This window comes from Streptomyces maremycinicus (assembly GCF_001184025.1).
Lineage (GTDB): Bacteria > Actinomycetota > Actinomycetes > Streptomycetales > Streptomycetaceae > Streptomyces > Streptomyces maremycinicus.
The window spans coordinates 237,911-257,206 of the sequence record NZ_BBYG01000019.1 but is presented as its reverse complement, the minus strand read 5'-3'; the positions used below and the strand labels follow the sequence as shown (position 1 = coordinate 257,206).

Genomic DNA, 19,296 nt, shown 5'->3' with positions numbered 1-19,296 from the left:
GTCGTCGGCGGTCTACGGACGGGGCATGTTGCGCAGGTTGGAACGGGCCATCTGAAGCATCCGGCCGACCCCGCCGTCGAGCACGATCTTCGAGGCGGAGAGCGCGAAGCCGGTCACCATCTCGGCGCTGATCTTCGGCGGGATGGACAGCGCGTTGGGGTCGGTGACGATGTCGACGAGGGCCGGACCCTTGTGCCGGAAGGCGTCCTTCAGGGCACCGGCCAGCTGCTTGGGCTTCTCGACGCGCACGCCCCAGGCACCGCAGGCGCGGGCCACGGCGGCGAAGTCGGGGTTCTTGTTGGTCGTGCCGTACGAGGGCAGACCGGCGACCAGCATCTCCAACTCCACCATGCCCAGTGACGAGTTGTTGAAGAGGACGACCTTCACCGGCAGGTCGTACTGCACCAGCGTCAGGAAGTCGCCCATCAGCATGGCGAAACCGCCGTCGCCGGACATCGACACGACCTGACGGCGAGGGTCGGTGAACTGCGCGCCGATCGCCATGGGCAGCGCGTTCGCCATGGAGCCGTGGGAGAAGGAACCGATGACACGGCGACGGCCGTTGGGCGTGAGATAGCGGGCGGCCCAGACATTGCACATACCGGTGTCGACGGTGAACACGGCGTCGTCGTCGGCGAGTTCGTCGAGGACGGCGGCGACATACTCGGGATGGACGGGGACGTGCTTGTCCACCTTCCGCGTGTACGCCTTGACCACCCCCTCCAGCGCGGCGGCGTGCTTCTTCAGCATCCGGTCGAGGAAGCGCCGGTTCTCCTTGGCCCGGACCCGCGGGATGAGACAGCGCAGGGTCTCCCGTACGTCGCCCCACACGGCGAGGTCCAGCTTCGAGCGACGCCCGAGGCGTTCGGGCCGTACGTCGACCTGGACGATCTTCACGTCGTCGGGGAGGAAGGCGCTGTACGGGAAATCGGTTCCGAGCAGAATCAGCAGGTCGCACTCGTGGGTGGCCTCGTACGCGGCGCCGTAGCCGAGGAGACCGCTCATCCCGACGTCGTACGGGTTGTCGTACTGGATGTGTTCCTTGCCGCGCAGCGCGTGGCCCACCGGGGACTTGATCTTCCCGGCGAACTCCATGACCTCGGCGTGCGCACCGGCCGTGCCGCTGCCGCAGAACAGGGTGACCTTGTCGGCGGCGTCGATCATCGCGACGAGCGCGTCGATCTCGGCGTCGCCGGGGCGGACGGTGGGCCGGGCGGTGACCAGAGCGGTTTCGACGGCCTTCTCGGGGGCGGTCAGGTCGGCGATGTCACCGGGCATCGAGACGACGCTGACGCCACCGCGTCCGACGGCGTTCTGGATGGCGGTGTGCAGCAGCCGGGGCATCTGTTTCGGGCTGGAGATCAGCTCGCAGTAGTGGCTGCACTCACGGAACAACTGGTCGGGACGGGTTTCCTGGAAGAAGCCGAGACCGATCTCGCTGGACGGGATGTGCGAGGCGAGGGCGAGGACGGGGGCCATGGAGCGATGGGCGTCGTAGAGGCCGTTGATGAGGTGGAGGTTGCCGGGCCCGCAGGATCCCGCGCAGGCCGCGAGCTTCCCGGTGATCTGCGCCTCCGCACCGGCGGCGAAGGCGGCCGTCTCCTCGTGCCGGACGTGGATCCAGTCGATGCCGGGGTTGCGCCGCACCGCGTCCACGACGGGGTTGAGGCTGTCCCCCACGACACCGTAGAGGCGGCGCACTCCCGCGCGGGCGAGGATGTCCACGAACTGTTCCGCGACGTTCTGCTTGGCCATGGATCGACGCACCCCTTCGGTCTCCTCGGGTCCCTCCCTCCACAGTGGCCGCGGCGACCCGGTTACGCCTCCCAGACGGCCGCCGCCGTCCGGTCGTCGGCGTAGCCCTTCACTCTCACCTGGGTGTCGGCGAGGAAGGCGGCGAGACCGGGCGGGGTGGGGCCCGACCAGCGTCCCGTCAGGTGCGCGGACAGGTCCGGCTCGCCGCGCAGGGGTTCGGCCAGGCCGTCGGTGCACATCAGGAGCGTGTCACCCGGGCGGGCTACGGAGGCCCGGAAACGGAAGGGCTCGCGGGGCGGTTCCGGGTCCGGGTCGTAGGGGTTCGGGGGTGTGGTGATGCCCAGGTCCATGGTGAGCCGGTCGCCCTCGGGCGTCTCGGCCGGCAGCGAGCCGAACCCGACGACCGGTTCGCCCGCCACCTCCCCCACCTGCGGTTCGATGTCCCGCCACACACCGCCGCGCAGCCGGAACAGTCCGCCGGCGCCGACGCCGAAGAAGACGCGGGTGCGGCAGGCCGGGTCGGCGGGCAGCAGCAGACACCGCAGGGTGGCCGCGTACTCCTCCGGACCGAGGCCCTGTTCGGCGGCGCTGGCACGGAGCCGGCCGAGGCTGCGGTCGGTGAGCCGGTGCAGACCCGACTTCAGGTCTCCGCGCCGGGCCGCCCTGATGTCGTCCGCGAGCCGGACGTGACTGCGCCCCACGGCCCGCCCGATCCACTGGCACACCTCGGCGGCCGCCCGGTGCGCTCCCGGGGTCGCCCGGGCACCGGTCGCCATGGCGACGAGGATCAGCGCCTGGTCCCCCGTGCCGAAGCGGGCGGTGAGGAGGGAGTCGCGACGCGGCTCCCCCCGGTACCGCGCGGAGTCCCCCCGGACCGAGGCGGCCCGCAGCGCCCAGGCTCCGTACCGCGCGCCGTCCAGGACGGTGTCGGCGACCAGGTCGTCCAGGTCGTCCGGGTCGGCGGGCGGCAGGGCGGTGGGTTCGGCGTCGTAGGTGGGCGGCCCCGAACCGACGTAGTCGACGGAGTCCTTGACGCCCGACAGGGGCGCCAGGACGGGCGGGTGGGGAAGGCTGGGGACGGTGGCGGGACGGCCTGTGCGGCCCGGACCCGGCTCGCCTTCGGGGGCGGGCGCCGGGTCCACCGCGGGGAGGGGTGCCGCCGAGCCGTCGACGGAGGTGGTGGGGGCCTGTGGGGGCGGCGGCGCGTGGGCCGGGACGGGGGGCATCGCGGGCGGTGCCGTCACGGGGGGTGGGGGCGGCTCGGCGGGTGGGCCGGACCTGGCGCCCTCACCCGGTCGGATCCCGGTGGCCGATCCGGCGGGTGAGGTCGTCGGCGGGGCGGACGGCGGGACGGGCGTCGCGGGGGGCGAGGCGGGCGTCGCCGGGGGCGAGGCGGGCGTCGCCGGGGGCGAGGCGGGCGTCGCGGGGGGCGAGGCGGGCGTCGCCGGAGGCGAGGCGGGCGTCGCCGGAGGCGTTGGGGCCTCGCGGGGTGCCTCCGTCGGCCCTGGGACGTCCGCGGAGGAGGCCGGGTCGTGGGGCGCGCGCTCGGCGAATCCCGGTGGCAGGGGGCCGGCCGGGAAGCTCGTGGGATCGGTGGGCGTGGCCGACGGCGGCTCCCAGGGAGCGCGGTGCCGCCCCGGCGTGCGGGTGTCCCGCTCCGTCTCCACGGCATCCGTGCCGACGCCGGGGCCCAGCTCGTCGGCATCGCCTTCCGCACCGGGCCGCAGGACCTCCCGCCCGGCAGCGCGACGGGGGTCCGGTCCGGTGCCGAGCGCGGAGTCCGGTCCGGTGCCGTGCCGGACGTCGCTCCGAGGATCGCGCTCGCCGTCGTCACGTCCGGCACCGCGACCAGCACCAGCACCAGCACCAGCACCAGCACCAGGCTGTTCGGGACCCGGTCCGGTGGCCCAGGGGGTGTCCCACTCGGTGTCGCGTCGCGGGGGCGGTACGGCGGCGGATCGGCTCCGGGGCGGCGGCACCGCGGCCTCCGGGCGCGGCGGGGGCGAGGACGATGGGCGCGAGGGCGGTGGCGCCCCCGCCGCCGGGTCGGCCGACGCGTTCCACCAGTCGGGTTGCGGCCGCCCGGCGGAACCGGGCCGCTCGGCGCGGGGTGGCGGCACCGTGCCGGCGGCGCCCGTGTCGCCCGCGTGGCGGCCCGCGTCGTCCGGGGCGTCCGGGTGCCGTGGGGCCGCCGTGTCTCCGGGGCCGCCGACACCGTCCGGCGCATCCCTGTCGTCCGCCGTACCGGCGGAGTGCAACGCCCCGGAGGCCGAGGCGAATCGGTCGTCCAGGGAGTCCGCGGTGCGCGCGGGCCCCGTGTCCTCGGTGGCGTCGTCGTACAACTGCCCCCACCAGTCGTCCTCGTGACCGGTGGGCCTACCCCCCTGCTGGCTCATGCTCCCGATTGTCCACCGCACGGGCCCGATGAAAACGGGGCATCCGGAAAATGCGCCACCGCACGTGTGTCGAACAGAGAGTCGAGTGATGTCCTGAACGGCAGTGCGCGGCATGGTGCGGCCAGGGCCGCCGGGCGGTTCCACCCCCCACGGGAGAACCGCCCGGCGGCATGCGGTGACCCGGGCTCACATCCCCTATGCGCCCCTGCGCGTCATGAGCTCGAATCACGTTTCGAAAGACTTCCGGGCCGCGGCGTGGCCGACCGGCCCGAGTCCGTGCGGCCCTCGTGGATCTCCGCTGTGGACGGCCAGTGGATGATCACGTGTTTGCGCCGTGGCCACACCTTGGCAGAGTGACCGGCGGTACGGCGATGATGTGCGGCGGCGGGTTTACGCCGTGGCTGTTTCCCGCCACTCACGGGATGTCAGAAGGAGGAAGACCCTCGATGCTCGGAGCGATAGGCCTGGACGGGACACACGAGTCGGCGTACCGGGCGCTGGTGTCCGTGGGCGCCGCCGACGTGCCCGACCTGGCGCGTCGGCTGGCCCTCGGCGAGCGCGACACCGAACGGGCGTTGCGCCGGCTGGAACGGCACGGTCTCGCCGCTCAGTCCTCGGGCCGTCCCGGTCGCTGGGTCGCCGCGCCTCCCGGGGTCGCCCTGGGCGCGCTGCTCACCCAGCAGCGGCACGAGCTGGAGAAGGCGGAGCTGGCGGCGGCCCTGCTCGCCGAGGAGTACCGGGCGGCCGCCGCCGAACCGGCGGTGCACGACCTGGTCGAGGTGGTGACGGGCGCCGCCGCCGTCGCCCAGCGCTTCCTCCAGATACAGCTCGGGGCGAGCGAGGAGGTGTGCGCGCTGGTCACCGGCACCCCGGTGGCCGTGACCGGCGGTGAGAACGACGCCGAGGAGCGGGCGACCGCCCGAGGGGTGCGCTACCGCGTCGTACTGGAGCGGGCCGTGCTCGACCAGCCGGACGGCATGGCGGAGCTGAGCGCCGCGCTGAACCGGGACGAACAGGTGCGGGTGGTGGACCGGGTGCCGACGAAGCTGGTCGTCGCCGACCGCTCGCTCGCCCTGGTGCCGCTTACCGGCCGCTCGGCGGAGCCCGCCGCGCTGGTGGTGCACGCCAGCGGGCTGCTGGAGCTGCTGTCGGGCCTGTTCGAGTCGGTGTGGCGGGAGGCGCTGCCGCTGCGCCTCGGCGCGGCCGGTGTGGTCGAGCAGACCCGGGACGGCCCCGACGCCACCGACCTGGAGATCCTTTCCCTGCTGCTGGCCGGGATGACCGACGCGAGCGCGGCCAAGCAGCTCGACCTCGGGCTGCGGACCGTGCAGCGCCGGGTGAAGGGGCTCATGGAGCTGACGGGGGTGACGACCCGGCTACAGCTGGGCTGGCACGCGTACGAGCGGGGCTGGGTGGCCCGCGAGCACTGACCTCGCGCGGGCATCGCCACGAGACCCGACGTCGTGCGCCTTGACCTGCGCGTTCTCCGTGGCTCGGGCACCCTGGGCAGATGGGAGTGGGTCAACTCCTGCTGGTCGGACTGGTCATTCTGCTCGGCCTGTGCGGAGTGCTGGTGCCCGGCGTGCCCGGGTCGTGGCTGGTCTGGGCCGCCGTCCTGTGGTGGGCGCTGGAGGATCCGCAGCCGGTCGCCTGGCTCGTGCTGGTCGGTGCCACGGTGACGCTGTTCCTGTCCCAGGTGGTGCGCTGGACGCTGCCGCCCCGTCGGCTCCAGGAGAGCGGCGCGACCCCCCGGATGGCGGTGTACGCGGGGCTCGGCTCGTTCCTCGGCTTCTTCCTGCTGCCCGTGATCGGGGCGATCCCCGGCTTCATGGGCGGCGTCTACCTCTCCGAACGTCTCCGTCTGGGCCGCCACGGCGAGGCCCGGGCGGCCCTGCGGACGGCGATGCGCTCGGGCGGCTCCAGCGTCCTGGTGGAGCTGTTCACCTGCCTGTTGATCATGGGTGCGTGGCTGGGGGCGGTTCTGTGGGGATGACGCGACGCGGCCGGCGGCGGCCGCTCGATCGGACGACGGTCCCGGACGGCTCCTGGAGCGAGCCCTCCAGCGTGAGCAGCCGCACCTTGCGCTCCAGGCCGCCCGCGTATCCCGTCAGCGAGCCGTCGGCGCCGATCACCCGGTGGCAGGGGCGCACGATCAGCAGCGGATTGGCCCCGACCGCCCCTCCCACGGCCCGCACGGCCATCCGTGAGGCGCCGACGCGGGCGGCGATCTCGCCGTAGGTCGTGGTCGCGCCGTAGGGCACGGAGCCGAGGGCGGCCCACACGCGCTCGCGGAACTCGGTGCCGTCGCTGCGCAGCGGCAGCCGGAACTCCTTCAGCTCGGCGGCGAAGTAGGCATCGAGCTGCTCGGCCGCCGAGCGGAAGGGCCCGGGGTCGTGCCGCCAGCCCTCCTGGACGGTCCGCCCGCCCTTCTGTCCGGGCACGGAGAGCGAGGTCAGCGCGGCGTCGGCGTCGGCGGTGAGCAGCAGCGGGCCGAGCGGGCTCGGCACGCTGGTCCAGTACGTGGGGTCGGTCATCGTTCCTCCGCGGCGCGCAGGTGGTGCAGGGCGTAGGTGCGCCAGGGGCGCCAGGTGTCGGGGACGTCCGGGCCGGGCGGCACGACGTCGGGATCGCCGAGGGCACGGGCCCGGATCTCCGCGATGGTACGGGCGTCCAGCCCGGGCAGTGCGCGCAGCGCCCGGGCCGCGTCGTCCCGGTCGACGCCCGGGTCCAGCCGTACGGTGCCGTCGGCGAGGGCGGCCGCGAGGACGCCCAGCGGCCCCTCGGTCCCGGCCCCGGACTCCGCCTGCGCCAGGACGGCCGGCTCGGGGAAGAGATGGGTGAGGGTCCCGCAGGGGGCGTCGAGGGCCTTGCCGTGGGCGCGGACGAGCCGTTCGGCCGCCGCCCGCCCCACGACCGCCCGCACCGCGTACTCCTCCGGATCGGCGGCCCCCGGCGCGCGCAGTCCGGGCCGGGCGGCGACCAGCGGGGCGAGCCGCGGATCGGCGCCGAGCCGCTCGTCGACGGCGTACGGGTCGGAGTCGAGGTCGAACAGCCTGCGCAGCCGCTGGACGGCGGTGGTGAGGTCTCGCGGGTCGGTGAGATGCAGGCGGGCGTCGAGCCAGCCGCCGGGGTGGACGGCCGAGGCCCGGCCGGGATCACCCGCCCGCTCGTCCACGGCGACGATCCCGGTGCCGTACGGCAGCCGCAGCGTCCGCCGGTAGGTGCGGCCCCCGGGCGGCCCGTTCACCTCCTCCACCCCGGCCACGGCCTCCCGTCGCAGCAGGTCGAACACGGCGCCCGCGTGGTACGGGCCCCGGTGGGCGAGCCGCAGCGGGATCCCGGCGGCCGGGGTGGCCGTGCGGCGGGCCGCGCGGACCGCGGCCCGCAGTTCGGTCGGGGTCGTCGCGTACACGGTCCGGACGGTGTCGTTGAACTGGCGCACGCTGGCGAACCCGGACGCGAAGGCGATCTCCGTGACCGGCAGGCCCGTCGTCTGGAGCAGGACCCGCGCGGTGTGCGCGCGCTGCGCCCGGGCGAGGGCGACCGGCCCCGCGCCGAGCTCGGCGGTGAGCTGCCGCTGCACCTGGCGGGCGCTGTAGCCGAGCCGTACGGCGAGCCCGGCGACGCCCTCCCGGTCGACCACGCCGTCGCCGATCAGGCGCATGGCCCGGCCGACGACGTCGGCACGCGCGTTCCAGTCGGCCGATCCGGGCACGGCGTCCGGGCGGCACCGCCGGCAGGCCCGGAAACCCGAGCCCTGCGCGGCGGCGGCCGTCGCGAAGAAGCGCACGTTGCGGCGTTTCGGTGTCACGGCGGGGCAGCTGGGCCGGCAGTAGATGCCGGTGGTCTCGACGGCGAAGAAGAACTCACCGTCGAACCGGGCGTCCCTGCTGCGGACCGCCTCGTACCGCGTGTCCTGGTCCGTCATGCACTCCAGTCTTCGCGCCCGGAGGCAACCGCGCTGGCGGAAATCGGACGTCACGCTGAGCCCGGAATCGGATCAGGCGAGGGTACGGGTCACCTCGGAGGAGCGGGGCGCCACGGCCCGCGCCCCCGCTTCGCCTGCCCCGCGGCCCGGCCCGCGGCCTGCTTGCGCTTCCAGTCCTGGCGGATGTCGGCGCGCATACGGGCATCGGACTTGGCGACGATCCACTGGTTCTCCCGGACGAGCTTGTGGTAGCTCTCCAGGCGGCGCGGCGGCAGTTCCCCGTCCTCGACGGCCGCCCGGACCGCGCAGCCCGGTTCGGCCTCGTGCGCGCAGTCCTGGAAGCGGCAGTTCCGGGCGAATTCCTCGATCTCCGAGAAGACCTGTCCGACCCCGGTACCGGCGTCCCAGAGGCCGACGCCGCGCAGTCCGGGTGTGTCGATGAGGACGCCCCCGCCGGGCAGCGGCAGCAGGTTGCGGGTGGTGGTGGTGTGCCGCCCCTTGCCGTCCATGTCGCGGGTGGCCTGGACGGCCATCACGTCCTCGCCGGCGAGCGCGTTCGCGAGCGTCGACTTGCCCGCGCCGGACGCCCCGAGCAGCACGGAGGTGCCCCGGCCGAGCAGTGCGGCCAGCTCCCCGACGCCGTCGCCCTCGCGCGCGCTGACGGTGAGCACGGGTACGCCGGGCGCGCTCGCACCGACGTCCTCGACGAGGTACGACAGGGCGACCGGGTCGGGCACCAGGTCGGCCTTGGTGAGCACGACGACGGGCTGGGCGCCGGACTCCCAGGCCAGCGCCAGGAACCGCTCGACGCGGCCGAGGTCGAGTTCGACGGCCAGCGACATCGCGACGACGGCGTGGTCGACGTTGGCGGCGAGGATCTGCCCCTCGGACCGCTTGGAGGAGGTGGAACGCACGAAGGCCGTACGGCGCGTCAGAAGGGTGCGTACGTACCGCGGGTCCGCGTCCTCGGGGTCGACGGCGACCCAGTCGCCCGTGCACACGACCTTCAGCGGGTCACGGGGAACGACGAACTCGGTGTCGGCGCGCACGACGCCCGCCGCGGTGACGACGTCGCACAGCCCGCGGTCGACCCGCACGACCCGGCCGGGCAGCAGCCCGCGCTCGGCGTGGGGGACGAACTCGGCTTCCCGCTCCGCGTCCCAGCCGTACGCGGCGAGAGGCGACGGCGAAGCCGAAGAGCCGGAAGTGGAGACGGGGGTGAACGGGGTGGAGGTGGAGGTGGAGGGGGTGGAGGAGCCGGAGGAGGAATGCAAGGGAGACCCTTCGGGGGGCGGCCCCGGCAGCGCTCGCGTGGGCGAGGCGGAGGAAGTGGTCAGCCGGAGACCGCGGGGGTGGAGTGGACGAACGTCTGGTCGCTGCGAACAGCACCCATCTCGGCGACAGTCATCGGTCACACCTCCCGTTTCCCATGTTTCCCGCACGGCTGCTTCTCGCGTGCACGTTCCTCGCGCGAAGGCTTCTCACACGGCCCCGGCGCGGCCGTCGGCCCCGCTCGAAGCTCACTCAGGATAGGGGCCCGGGCGGGCGGTTGCCACTCGATTGCCAACTGCCCCGCCGCCGCGCCCAGGAGCACATCGTGCCGGCGCCCCGGTTCCGCCGCCGTACGTCAAGAGCCGGTGCACGTCTGCCCGTTGAGGGTGAACGCGTACGGCGCGCTGTTCTTGTTCTGCCAGGAGGCGAGGAAACCGAAGGTGAGCGTGCCGTTCGCGGAGACGGACCGGTTGTAGTCGGCGGCGGTCGCGGTGACGCGCGAGCCGTTCTGGGCGACGCTCGCGTCCCACATCTGGTCGACCTTCTGGCCGTCGCGGAAGGACCAGGCCACGCGCCAGGTGTCGAGCGTCACGGCGGTGGTGACGGTGACGGTGGCCTGGAAGCCGTCGGGCCACTGGTTGACGAGGTCGTAGGTGACCTCGCAGGCCGCCGTGTCCTCGCTCCCGCCGGCGCCGGCGGTGGCCGAGGAGGTGCCCTGGGGTTCGGGGTCGGGCTTCCCGGCGGCGGCGCCGCCGGTGGCCGAGGGCGTGCCGCTCGGGGAGGCGGACGGCGCGGACGAGGACGGAGCGGCGGAGGTGGCGGGTGGCGCGGACGGCAGGACGGAGCCGGGGCCGGCCACCGGGGTGCTGTCGGCGGGGTTGCCCTGGGCGACGTTCTCACCGCCGCCACCGCCGGTGTCGCCGGGCATCATCGACACGGCGAGGGCCACAACGGAGACCAGGACGGCGCCGGCGAGCATTCCGCCGCGCAGCACACGCGCCCTGTTCCCGGCGGCGCGTGCCGCCGTGCCCTCGTCGTCGTCCGGGCGTCCGGGGCCGAGGCGCACCTCGGCGGCCCGGCGGCGGCGCTCCAGGTAGGCGAGTCCGCCCCAGCCGATGACGCCCTGGGCGAGGGCGGCGGGCAGCCCGCCCCCGTGCAGCCGCAGACAGGCGGCGGCTTCCGCGCACTCCACGCAGGTGGCGAGGTGGCGGGAGAGGTCGGGGGGCGTGTCGGCGGCGGGCGAGCGGGTGACGGCGTCCAGGAGCCGGACGTAGCTGCGGCACTCCGCGTCCATCGGCGTGTCGAGGTGGTTGCGGTGGCAGCGGTCCCGGAAGAGTCCGCGGACCTGGTTCAGCTCCTCCACCGCCGCGGTCGGGTCGAGGCCCTGTCTGCGGACCACGGCGTGCAGCGGGAGTGCCTCCACCTCCGCCAGCCACAGCAGAGCGGCGTCCGGTTCCTGCATGTCGCGCAGTCCGCGCAGCGCGATCGGACGGCTCAGGGGCGGACCGACGTACCGTGCCGCCTTGTCGGAGTTCAGCCACAGGCGCAGATCGGGGTCGAGTTTGTGGCCCTGTCCGCGGGCCTCCCAGGCGGCGGCCGTGGTGCGTACGGCGGTCAGCAGCAGCGGGATCCGGGGCAGCCGGGAGGCGCGGCGGCCGGCGCCTCGCGCGAGGCCGTCCTCGGCGGCGCGGGCCTCGCGTATGCCGAGCGCGAACGCCTCGCGGGCCAGTTGGTTCGCCGCGGTCGAGCCGGACGTGCACAGGTCGGCGTACGACAGGACGGCGTCCCAGCACTCGGAGAACAGCGCGGCCTCGGCGGCGTCCTTCGGGGTCGGCAGGTCGGGCATGAGTCTCCTGCATCCACAAGCGAGGTCAACTCACCATGACGGCAATGGAGTTGGGGGGAACCTCGCGGCAGGGGCAGAGCTTTTCACGTTTCCAACACAACTGACAAGCGCCGTGTTCAGATGTCATGTCAGGACAGCAGGACAGACAGCCGACCGAGCGGCGGGAAGGCGGCCGCGCCCGGTACCCGTTCTTCAGTACGGACGCGAGCCGCCCTGTGCTCACCATCGGCGCCGCGTTTCCGCGTCACCGCGTTTCCGCGCGGACTATACGGTCGTCGGGTCCTCCGCCGGAAGACTGTCCATGAAGGAACTCACCGAGAACACCGCGCGGCCGGGTCCGGGCAGTCCGTAGCCGGGGGGCGAGGAGAGGCCGAACTCGTCCATGGTGGCGCGGTAGGCCTCCAGCAGCCGGATGTGGTACTCCAGCGGCGCGCCCTGCGGGTTGGCCTTGCCCAGCGGGGTGGTGGGCTCCGGGCACCAGGTGGTGAAGCGGGGCGTGATGCCCTGCGACATGAAGAAGCGCAGGCCCTCCGTGGTGGAGGCGATGGCCTCGTCGACGGTGGTGAAACCGAACGGCTCGGCCATCTCCACACCCGCGACGAAGTTCGGGATCACGTTGCGCGCGCCGAAGATCTCCGCGGAGTCGAGGATGCGCTTGTGCCACTCGTCGCGGCCGACGTACCGCTCCTTGCCCGGGCAGTGCAGCTTGAACAGATACTCGTCCCACACCTCGTAGTTGGGGTGGTAGATCTGCACGCCGTAGTCCTTGAAGCGCTGCACGTCGTCCTTCGGCAGCGCCTGGGCGACGACCTTGCCGATCCAGCGGCCCGGGAAGCGCTCCTCGATGGCCTTGGCGTAGTGACCGTAGAAGTCGGCCTCGTCACGGCCGGCGACCGTCTTGGTGATCGCGCCGCCGGTGAGGGTGTAGGCGGTGGAGGTCTTCGCGGTGTCGTACCGGTCGATGATCTCCAGGGCCTCGAGGACCTCCTCGACGTCCTTGACTCCCGTGTACGGGCGGCCGGCCGCCTTGTGCTGGCGCCAGTTGTGGTTGATGTCGCAGTACTGGCACTCCTCCTTGGCGCCGAAGTACTGGCACACCCGGAAGACGGTCAGATAGATCAGGTAGCCCCACTGGATGGTCGGGGCGACCTCCATGACGGACTTCCCGTTGGAGAGCTTGTGCCGGTAGTACTCCGGCATCGGCGGCACGCCGACGTCGGCGATGCGCTTCCCGTCGAGATAGAGCCCGAGCAGGCCTTCGTCGTCCGCCGCGACACGGTACGGGGAGGACGGATTCACCCGGACCGACACCACCGTGCGCCGCAGGTCGTACGGGCCTCCCGTGAGGATGATCTCCTCCGGCGGGCGCCTCAGCGCGGCCTCGCCCAGCTCGGGCAGGGTGCCGTGGTCGAAGGAGAAGATGAAGTAGGACTTCGGTTTGACCTCGCCCGATTCGTTGTCGCTCAGCGCGGAGGGATCGAAGGCCACACCCCCGCGCAGCAGGTCCTCCTTGAAGACGGCCTCCCGCGGAACATGCGGAAACCGCTCCATCAGATCCTCGACCAGCGCGGTACGGCTGCCCATCCCTCTCTCCTCCCGGTTCACGCGTACGACTCCTCACGGTATGCCCCCGGCGGCGCGGAGGTGGGGGCGGGGCCCTCGTGTTGCGAGCAAGGTAGGTTCCACCTGGGAATTCCGCGTTCTCGATCTCCTCGGAAGGGGCGCGCAGCCGCATGACCGAAACCGTGACCAACTGGGCCGGCAACATCACCTTCGCCGCCGAGCTGCACCGTCCGCGCTCCCTCGACGCGCTCCGCTCGCTCGTGGCGGGGAGCGGGCGGGTGCGGGTGCTGGGCAGTGGACACTCGTTCAACGAGATCGCCGAGCCCGGCGGCGACGGCGTACTGCTGTCGCTGGGCGCGCTGGCGGGTGAGGTCGACGTCGACACGGCGGCCGCGACGGTACGGGTCGGCGGCGGGGTGCGCTACGCCGAGCTGGCACGCCGGGTGCACGAGCACGGACTCGCGCTGCCGAACATGGCCTCCCTGCCGCACATCTCGGTCGCCGGTTCGGTGGCGACCGGTACCCACGGGTCGGGGGTCGGCAACGGCTCGCTCGCCTCGGCCGTGCGGGAGGTGGAGATCGTCACCGCCGACGGCTCGACCGTCGTCATCGGGCGCGGAGACCGGCGGTTCGGCGGAGCCGTCACCTCGCTGGGCGCTCTCGGCGTGGTCACCGCACTCGTCCTCGACCTCCGGCCCGGCTACGAGGTCGAGCAGCACCTGTTCACCGAACTGCCCCTGGACGGGCTGGACTTCGAGACGGTCGCGGCGGCCGCCTACAGCGTGAGCCTGTTCACCGACTGGGGGCGGCCCGGCTTCCGGCAGGTGTGGCTGAAGCGGCGCACGGACGAGCCCCTCGCCGACTTCCCGTGGGCCACGCCGGCCGTGGAGGCACTGCATCCGGTACCGGGGATGCCGGCCGTCAACTGCACCGAGCAGTTCGGGGTGCCGGGGCCATGGCACGAGCGGCTGCCGCACTTCCGGGCGGAGTTCACCCCGAGCAGCGGGAACGAGCTCCAGAGCGAGTACCTGCTGGACCGCCGGCATGCCACCGAGGCACTGCACGCGGTCGACGCCGTCCGGGGGACGGTCGCCCCCGTGCTCCAGGTCTGCGAGGTGCGCACGGTCGCCGCCGACGATCAGTGGATGAGCCCCTCCTACGGGCGCGACACCGTGGCGCTGCACTTCACCTGGGTCGAGGACACGGCCGCGGTGCTCCCCGCGGTGCGGGCGGTGGAGGCCGCGCTGGAGCCCTTCGCGCCGCGGCCGCACTGGGGCAAGGTGTTCGAGGTGCCGGCCGGCGTGGTGCGCGGGCGGTACCCCCGCATCGACGACTTCACGGCCCTGGCGCGGGTGCTCGATCCGGCCGGGAAGTTCACCAACGCCTTCGTACGGGACGTGTTGGCGGGCTGAGCGCGCGGGGCCCGGCGACTTTATAAAGCCCCTTTCCTAACCCCTTGTCGAACCGTACGGGGGCCCCATAGCCTGGCGCGGCGCCGGCGCCGCCGCAGTGCGGGCCCGCCCGGCGCGGCAGGGCACGGAAGGGATGAGGGGGCACGCTCCATGAAGCGCGGCACATCACGGGACATCCGCACCGCGAACCGCTACGAGGTGCTGCGCCAGATCATCGCCGCCTCGCCCACCTCCCGGCAGCAGCTCGCGGCCGCCACCGGTCTCTCGCTCGCCACCGTCGCCACGCTGGTCGGCGAACTGCTGGACCTCCGCATGATCACCGAGGTCGGGTTCGAGGACTCGGCGGGCGGCCGCCCACGGGGCCTCGTGGCCGTCAACGCGTCGGGGGGCGCGTTGATCGGTGTGGACATCGCGGAGACCTACGTCCATGTCGAGCTCTTCGACCTCGCGCTGAACGTGCTGGCCCGCGCGGAGGAGAACATGCGGCCCGGCGAGAGCCGTCCGGAGCAGGTGGTCGCCCATGTGGCCGCGGCGGCCGGTTCGGTGGTCACGCAGGCCGGGGTCGAGGCCGCCCGGGTGCTCGGCGTCGGGGTGAGCGTGCCGGGGCAGGTGGACCGCGCCACCGGCATCTCCGAGTACGCGCCCAACTGGGACTGGCACGACGTGCCGTTGCTCGACCTCCTCTCCGAACACATCGCGTATCCGCTCTACTTGGACAACCCGCTGCGCGCGGGCGCGGTCGCCGAGCTGTGGTTCGGGGCGGCGCGCGGACACGGGGACGCCGTGGTGGTCAACCTGGGTACGGGAGTCGGGGCCGGCCTGGTCCTCGGCGGCGGGCTGCACCGGGGCGTCAGCAACAGCGCCGGCGAATGGGGGCACACCACCCTCGTGCTCGACGGGCGGCTGTGCCGCTGCGGCAACCACGGCTGTGTGGAGACGTACGTCGGCGCGCCGGGCATCATGCAGAACCTGCGTGAACTCAGCCCGCGGAGCCCGCTGTTGCATCCCGACGACCAGACCGCGACCATCGACGCGCTGGCCGCCGGGGTCGCCGCGGGCGACCCGGTCGCCGTCAAGGTCGTCCGCGACACCGCCCGCTACCTCGGCGCGAGCATCGCCAACCTGGTCAACGTGCTCAACCCCGAGGTGGTCGTGCTGAGCAGCTGGGTCGCCGCCCGGCTCGGCGAACCGCTCCTCGACGAGGTGCGGGAGGCCGTCGCCCGGCACGCGCTGAAGCGGCCGCTGGCCGCCAGCCGGATCGTCCTGTCGACAATCCCCACCGACCCCGCCTGTCTGGGCGCGGCGACGTTCGCGCTCGAAGGGGCGCTGCGGTCGGTCGGTCAGCGAAGCGCCAAGCGCGCCGCTTTCGCCCAGGCGAGGAGCCGCACCGCACCCTCCGCGTGATCCATGCGGAACCGCATCACCTTCGCGACGACGGAACCATCCCCGCGACCCGCGACCCGCGACCCGCTGCCCTCTGACGCGACCGTCGGCACCAGCACCAGCACCCGCACCCGCGTCGGTGTCGGTGGTCCCGCGCGAGCACCGAAACGCGGCGCCGCCGTGACCGCCACGGGACCACCTCACCGACCGAGGGGCGCCCGCCCCTGACCCCGGCGGGCCCTCAACTCCCCTCCGCGCGCCCACGTTACCCAGGCGCCGCTGACCCACACCCCTCCGCGCCCCTCGCCCCGGCCCCTCATGTTCGCGATCCCGAACCGATCACAACGCTTCGAACAGGCTTCGTCCGACCCCTTGCCGAAGGCTTAGCCGAAGGTTAACGTCCCGCTCCGCGACAGGAGTTGAGCCACCTGCGCCGCGTCGCGGAGCCGTAGCCGCATTTCGAGACAAGGACGTCGCCATGTCGGCAATGAGCAACAGCAACTGGTCCCGCAGGTCCCTCTTCCGAGCCGCCGCCGGCATGGCGGCCGCCGGCTCGCTCGCCGCCTGCGGCGGCAACAACGGCCGCGGTGGCGGCTCCGGTTCGGGTGTCGCCCTCACGCAGTACTTCCACGCGTACGGCGAACAGGGCACCGAGCAGGCCGTCAAGAAGTACGCGAAGGCCTACGACAAGGCCGCCGTGACCACGCAGTGGATCACCAGCGCCGACTTCGAGAGCAAGCTCTTCGCGACCCTGCTCACCGACAACGCGCCCGACCTGTTCGAGTTCCACCCGCAGATCCAGCTGATCAAGAGCGGTCAGGTGGCGGACCTGACCGACGTCATCGCGCCGGTCAAGGACGACTTCAACCCGGCCGACATCACCTCGCACACGGTGGACGGCAAGATCTACGGCGTCCGCATGATCGACGACCCGCAGTTCTTCTTCTACCGCAGGTCGTTGCTGGAGAAGGCGAAGGTCGACGTGCCGACCACCCTCGACGAACTGGCGGAGGCCGCCGCCAGGCTGACCACCGGCAAGGTCAAGGGCCTGTACATGGGCGACGACCTGCACAGCGTCATCGACACGATGATCTGGTCGGCGGGCGCGGACCACCTCACCGAGAAGAACGAGATCGCCTATCACACCCCCGGCGTCATCGAGGGCATCAAGAAGATGCGCGAGCTCTTCACCAGCGGCCACCTACTCCTCGGCGCGCCGACCGCGTCCTGGGACCCCTCGTCCCTCAACCAGGGCCTGTGCGCCATCCAGTTCTGCGGCATGTGGGCGATGCCGGCGATCCAGACCGCGCTCGGCGACGACTGGGGCGTCTTCCCCTTCCCGAAGACCATCGACTCCGGCAAGCAGTCGGTCTACAACGGCGGTTGGTCGATGTTCGTCAACGCCAAGGGCAAGAACGTCGAGGCTGCCAAGGAGTACGTCAAGTGGCTGTGGATCGACGAGAAGAAGTACCAGGAGGAGTGGGCCACGTCCTTCGGCTTCCACATTCCGCCGCGCACCTCGATCGCCCGGACCGCCACCAAGCTCAAGTCGGGCAACGCCGCTGAGGGCGTCCGGCTCTTCAACGAGTTCGGGCACTTCGACAACATCGCCTGGACCCAGGCCATGCGCACCTCCCTCGAGGACGTCTTCGCCAACAGCGTCCGCAAGGACATGGACCCGGAGGCCGCGCTCGACAAGGCCGACACGGCCGTCGACCGCGAGCTCAAGAAGCTGTTCGGATAGGCCGCGGGACGGATCACGACATGTCGACGACCAGCACGCGCGGTCTCGCGCGCCCCGCCCCGGTGAAGGCCGCACCGGCCGGGCCGCGGCGGGGGCTGCGGGGCAGTCCCACCTTCAACTTCTGGCTCTTCACCGGACCGTTCCTGACCGGTCTGGCGATCTTCGTCTACGCGCCGATCCTCTGGAGCCTGTGGCTCAGCTTCTTCGAGGCCCGCTTCACCGTCACGCCCGACACGTTCGTCGGCTTCGACAACTACACGTACATGCTGACGAACGACGACTTCGTCGGCTCGCTCGGCACCTTCACCGCCTTCGCCGCGTTCATCGTGCCCACCACCTGGGCGCTCTCCCTGAGCCTCGCCCTGCTGGTGAACCGGCTGCGCTTCATGCGGGCCTTCTTCCGGTCGGTCTTCTTCCTGCCGACGGCGTGCAGTTACGTGGCCGCCTCGCTGATCTGGAAGATGTCCATCTTCAGCGGGGTCCGGTTCGGCCTGATGAACACGGTCCTCGGCTGGTTCGGGATCGAGAACATCGCCTGGCTGGTCGACCCCGATCCGCCCTGGTACTGGCTGGTCATCGTCAGCGCACGGCTGTGGCTCCAGGCCGGCTTCTACATGATCCTGTTCATCGCGGCGCTCCAGAACATCCCGGGCGAGCTGTACGAGGCCGCCGCCATCGACGGCGCCGAGCCTGGCTGGCAGACCTTCCGGTACATCACCCTGCCCCAACTGCGCGCCACGTCCACCGCGGTGATCCTCCTGCTGCTCATCGCCGCGTATCAGGCCTTCGACGAGTTCTACAACCTCCTGTCGAAGACCACCTGGGGTCGCCCGCCCCTCGTCGAGCTGTACTACAAGGCCCTGGGCGAGAGCCAGGACTACGGCGCCGGCAGCGCGGGCGCGGTCATCCTGACCGTGCTGATCTGCGCCGTGACCCTGCTCCAGGGCAGGTTCCTGGGTTTCGGAAGGGGTGAGGAGTCCAAGTGACCACCACGACGCCCGAAGCACGGGAACCCGCGCCCGCGCCGGACAGGCCTCGCCGCGGCGGCCGCGGCGGCGGCGTAATGAGCTCCACCGGCCTCTACGTCGCCACCGGTGTGGCGGGCTTCCTCTTCCTGGTCCCGTTCTACCTGCTGCTCCGCAACGCCCTGTCCACCGACGCCGAGATCACCGGAGAGAACTGGAAGTTCTTCCCCACCGACATCCAGTGGGGCAACATCAGCGAGCTGTTCACCGACGGGACGGTGCCGTTCGGCCGGTCCCTGTGGAACTCCGCGGTCGTGGCCACCCTGCACACCGCCGGCGTGCTGCTGGTGTGCTCGCTCGCCGGGTACGGCCTCGCCCGCATCCCCTACCGGCACGCCACCAAGGTCTTCTACGCCGTCCTGGGCACCCTGATGGTCCCGACGGCGGTCACCTTCGTCCCGAGCTTCGTGCTGGTGTCCTCGCTCGGCTGGGTGGACACCTACCGGGGTCTCATCATTCCGGGGCTGTTCAGCGGGTTCACCTGTTTCCTGTTCCGGCAGTACTTCCTGGGGTTCCCCAAGGAACTGGAGGAGGCGGCGCGGGTGGACGGACTGGGCTACTGGGGCGCGTACTGGCGCATCGTGGTGCCCAACTCGCTGAACTTCTTCGCGGCGATGGCGACCATCACCTTCATCAACGGCTGGAACTCCTTCCTGTGGCCGCTGGTGATCGGCCAGGACCCGGGGTCGTGGACCGTCCAGGTCGCGCTCTCCAACTACATGACCAACCAGACCGTCGTCTTCCATCTGATCTTCATGGCCACCGCCTTTTCCATCCTGCCCCTGGTGTTCGTCTTCCTCTTCCTCCAGCGCTGGCTGGTCCAGGGGATCGCGCAGACCGGCATCAAGGGCTGACCCGGGAGCCCGATGACCACCCGACCGATGACCACCCGACCGTCGACCACCCGACCGTCGACCACCTGAAGGTCTTCGATCCGCCGAGCGGCGCCGCTCGCGCAATCGAGGTGCCGTC

14 protein-coding genes are annotated in these 19,296 nt (G+C 72.3%); 7 read left to right on the top strand and 7 right to left on the bottom strand.

Annotated elements, in window-relative coordinates:
* Positions 1-12 precede the first annotated feature (12 nt).
* Together AOQ37_RS30070 and AOQ37_RS39095 are read right to left on the bottom strand one after the other, a co-directional pair.
* Positions 13-1,755: a pyruvate dehydrogenase gene (locus AOQ37_RS30070; protein WP_062648872.1), complete on the bottom strand. Its 1,743-nt coding sequence runs from the start codon at positions 1,753-1,755 to the stop codon at positions 13-15.
* A gap of 62 nt (positions 1,756-1,817) precedes the next feature.
* Complete coding sequence (locus AOQ37_RS39095) at positions 1,818-3,449, bottom strand: PP2C family serine/threonine-protein phosphatase (protein ID WP_445407663.1); 1,632 nt, start codon at positions 3,447-3,449, stop codon at positions 1,818-1,820.
* Positions 3,450-4,597: 1,148 nt separating this feature from the next.
* Between AOQ37_RS39095 and AOQ37_RS30060 the strand changes: the two genes are divergently transcribed.
* Positions 4,598-5,581 (top strand): helix-turn-helix domain-containing protein, encoded by a 984-nt coding sequence (locus AOQ37_RS30060; RefSeq protein ID WP_062648870.1) that lies wholly within the window; start codon positions 4,598-4,600, stop codon positions 5,579-5,581.
* 80 nt (positions 5,582-5,661) lie between these two features.
* Entirely contained in the window at positions 5,662-6,144 is a 483-nt protein-coding gene (locus AOQ37_RS30055) for a DUF456 domain-containing protein (RefSeq protein ID WP_062648868.1), read from the top strand.
* Here AOQ37_RS30055 and AOQ37_RS30050 read toward each other — a convergent pair.
* From AOQ37_RS30050 to AOQ37_RS30030, 5 genes are all read right to left on the bottom strand, one after another.
* Positions 6,107-6,685 (bottom strand): methylated-DNA--[protein]-cysteine S-methyltransferase, encoded by a 579-nt coding sequence (locus tag AOQ37_RS30050; RefSeq protein WP_234437043.1) that lies wholly within the window; start codon positions 6,683-6,685, stop codon positions 6,107-6,109. The genes AOQ37_RS30055 and AOQ37_RS30050 overlap by 38 nt on opposite strands.
* Complete coding sequence (locus AOQ37_RS30045; protein WP_062648866.1) at positions 6,682-8,079, bottom strand: bifunctional transcriptional activator/DNA repair enzyme AdaA; 1,398 nt, start codon at positions 8,077-8,079, stop codon at positions 6,682-6,684. The genes AOQ37_RS30050 and AOQ37_RS30045 overlap by 4 nt, the downstream gene beginning before the upstream one ends.
* An 89-nt stretch (positions 8,080-8,168) precedes the next feature.
* The gene (rsgA, locus tag AOQ37_RS30040; protein WP_062648864.1) at positions 8,169-9,353 is read right to left on the bottom strand and encodes a ribosome small subunit-dependent GTPase A; all 1,185 of its coding nucleotides are present in this window, start codon (positions 9,351-9,353) and stop codon (positions 8,169-8,171) included.
* Positions 9,354-9,706: 353 nt separating this feature from the next.
* Entirely contained in the window at positions 9,707-11,197 is a 1,491-nt protein-coding gene (locus AOQ37_RS30035) for a cellulose-binding domain-containing protein (protein ID WP_062648863.1), read from the bottom strand.
* 264 nt (positions 11,198-11,461) lie between these two features.
* Positions 11,462-12,781 (bottom strand): radical SAM protein, encoded by a 1,320-nt coding sequence (locus AOQ37_RS30030; RefSeq protein WP_062648861.1) that lies wholly within the window; start codon positions 12,779-12,781, stop codon positions 11,462-11,464.
* A 149-nt stretch (positions 12,782-12,930) separates the two neighbouring features.
* Here AOQ37_RS30030 and AOQ37_RS30025 point away from each other — a divergent pair, with 149 nt between their 5' ends.
* From AOQ37_RS30025 to AOQ37_RS30005, 5 genes are all read left to right on the top strand, one after another.
* Entirely contained in the window at positions 12,931-14,172 is a 1,242-nt protein-coding gene (locus tag AOQ37_RS30025; RefSeq protein ID WP_062648859.1) for an FAD-binding protein, read from the top strand.
* A gap of 150 nt (positions 14,173-14,322) precedes the next feature.
* On the top strand, positions 14,323-15,576 hold the full coding sequence (locus AOQ37_RS30020) for an ROK family protein (RefSeq protein ID WP_062648857.1): 1,254 nt from the start codon (positions 14,323-14,325) through the stop codon (positions 15,574-15,576).
* 466 nt (positions 15,577-16,042) lie between these two features.
* The gene (locus AOQ37_RS30015; protein ID WP_062648855.1) at positions 16,043-17,299 is read left to right on the top strand and encodes an ABC transporter substrate-binding protein; all 1,257 of its coding nucleotides are present in this window, start codon (positions 16,043-16,045) and stop codon (positions 17,297-17,299) included.
* Positions 17,300-17,319: 20 nt separating this feature from the next.
* Positions 17,320-18,285 (top strand): carbohydrate ABC transporter permease, encoded by a 966-nt coding sequence (locus AOQ37_RS30010; RefSeq protein ID WP_062648853.1) that lies wholly within the window; start codon positions 17,320-17,322, stop codon positions 18,283-18,285.
* Positions 18,282-19,178 (top strand): carbohydrate ABC transporter permease, encoded by an 897-nt coding sequence (locus AOQ37_RS30005; protein ID WP_062648851.1) that lies wholly within the window; start codon positions 18,282-18,284, stop codon positions 19,176-19,178. Before AOQ37_RS30010 ends, AOQ37_RS30005 begins: the two co-directional genes overlap by 4 nt.
* Positions 19,179-19,296: the final 118 nt, after the last annotated feature.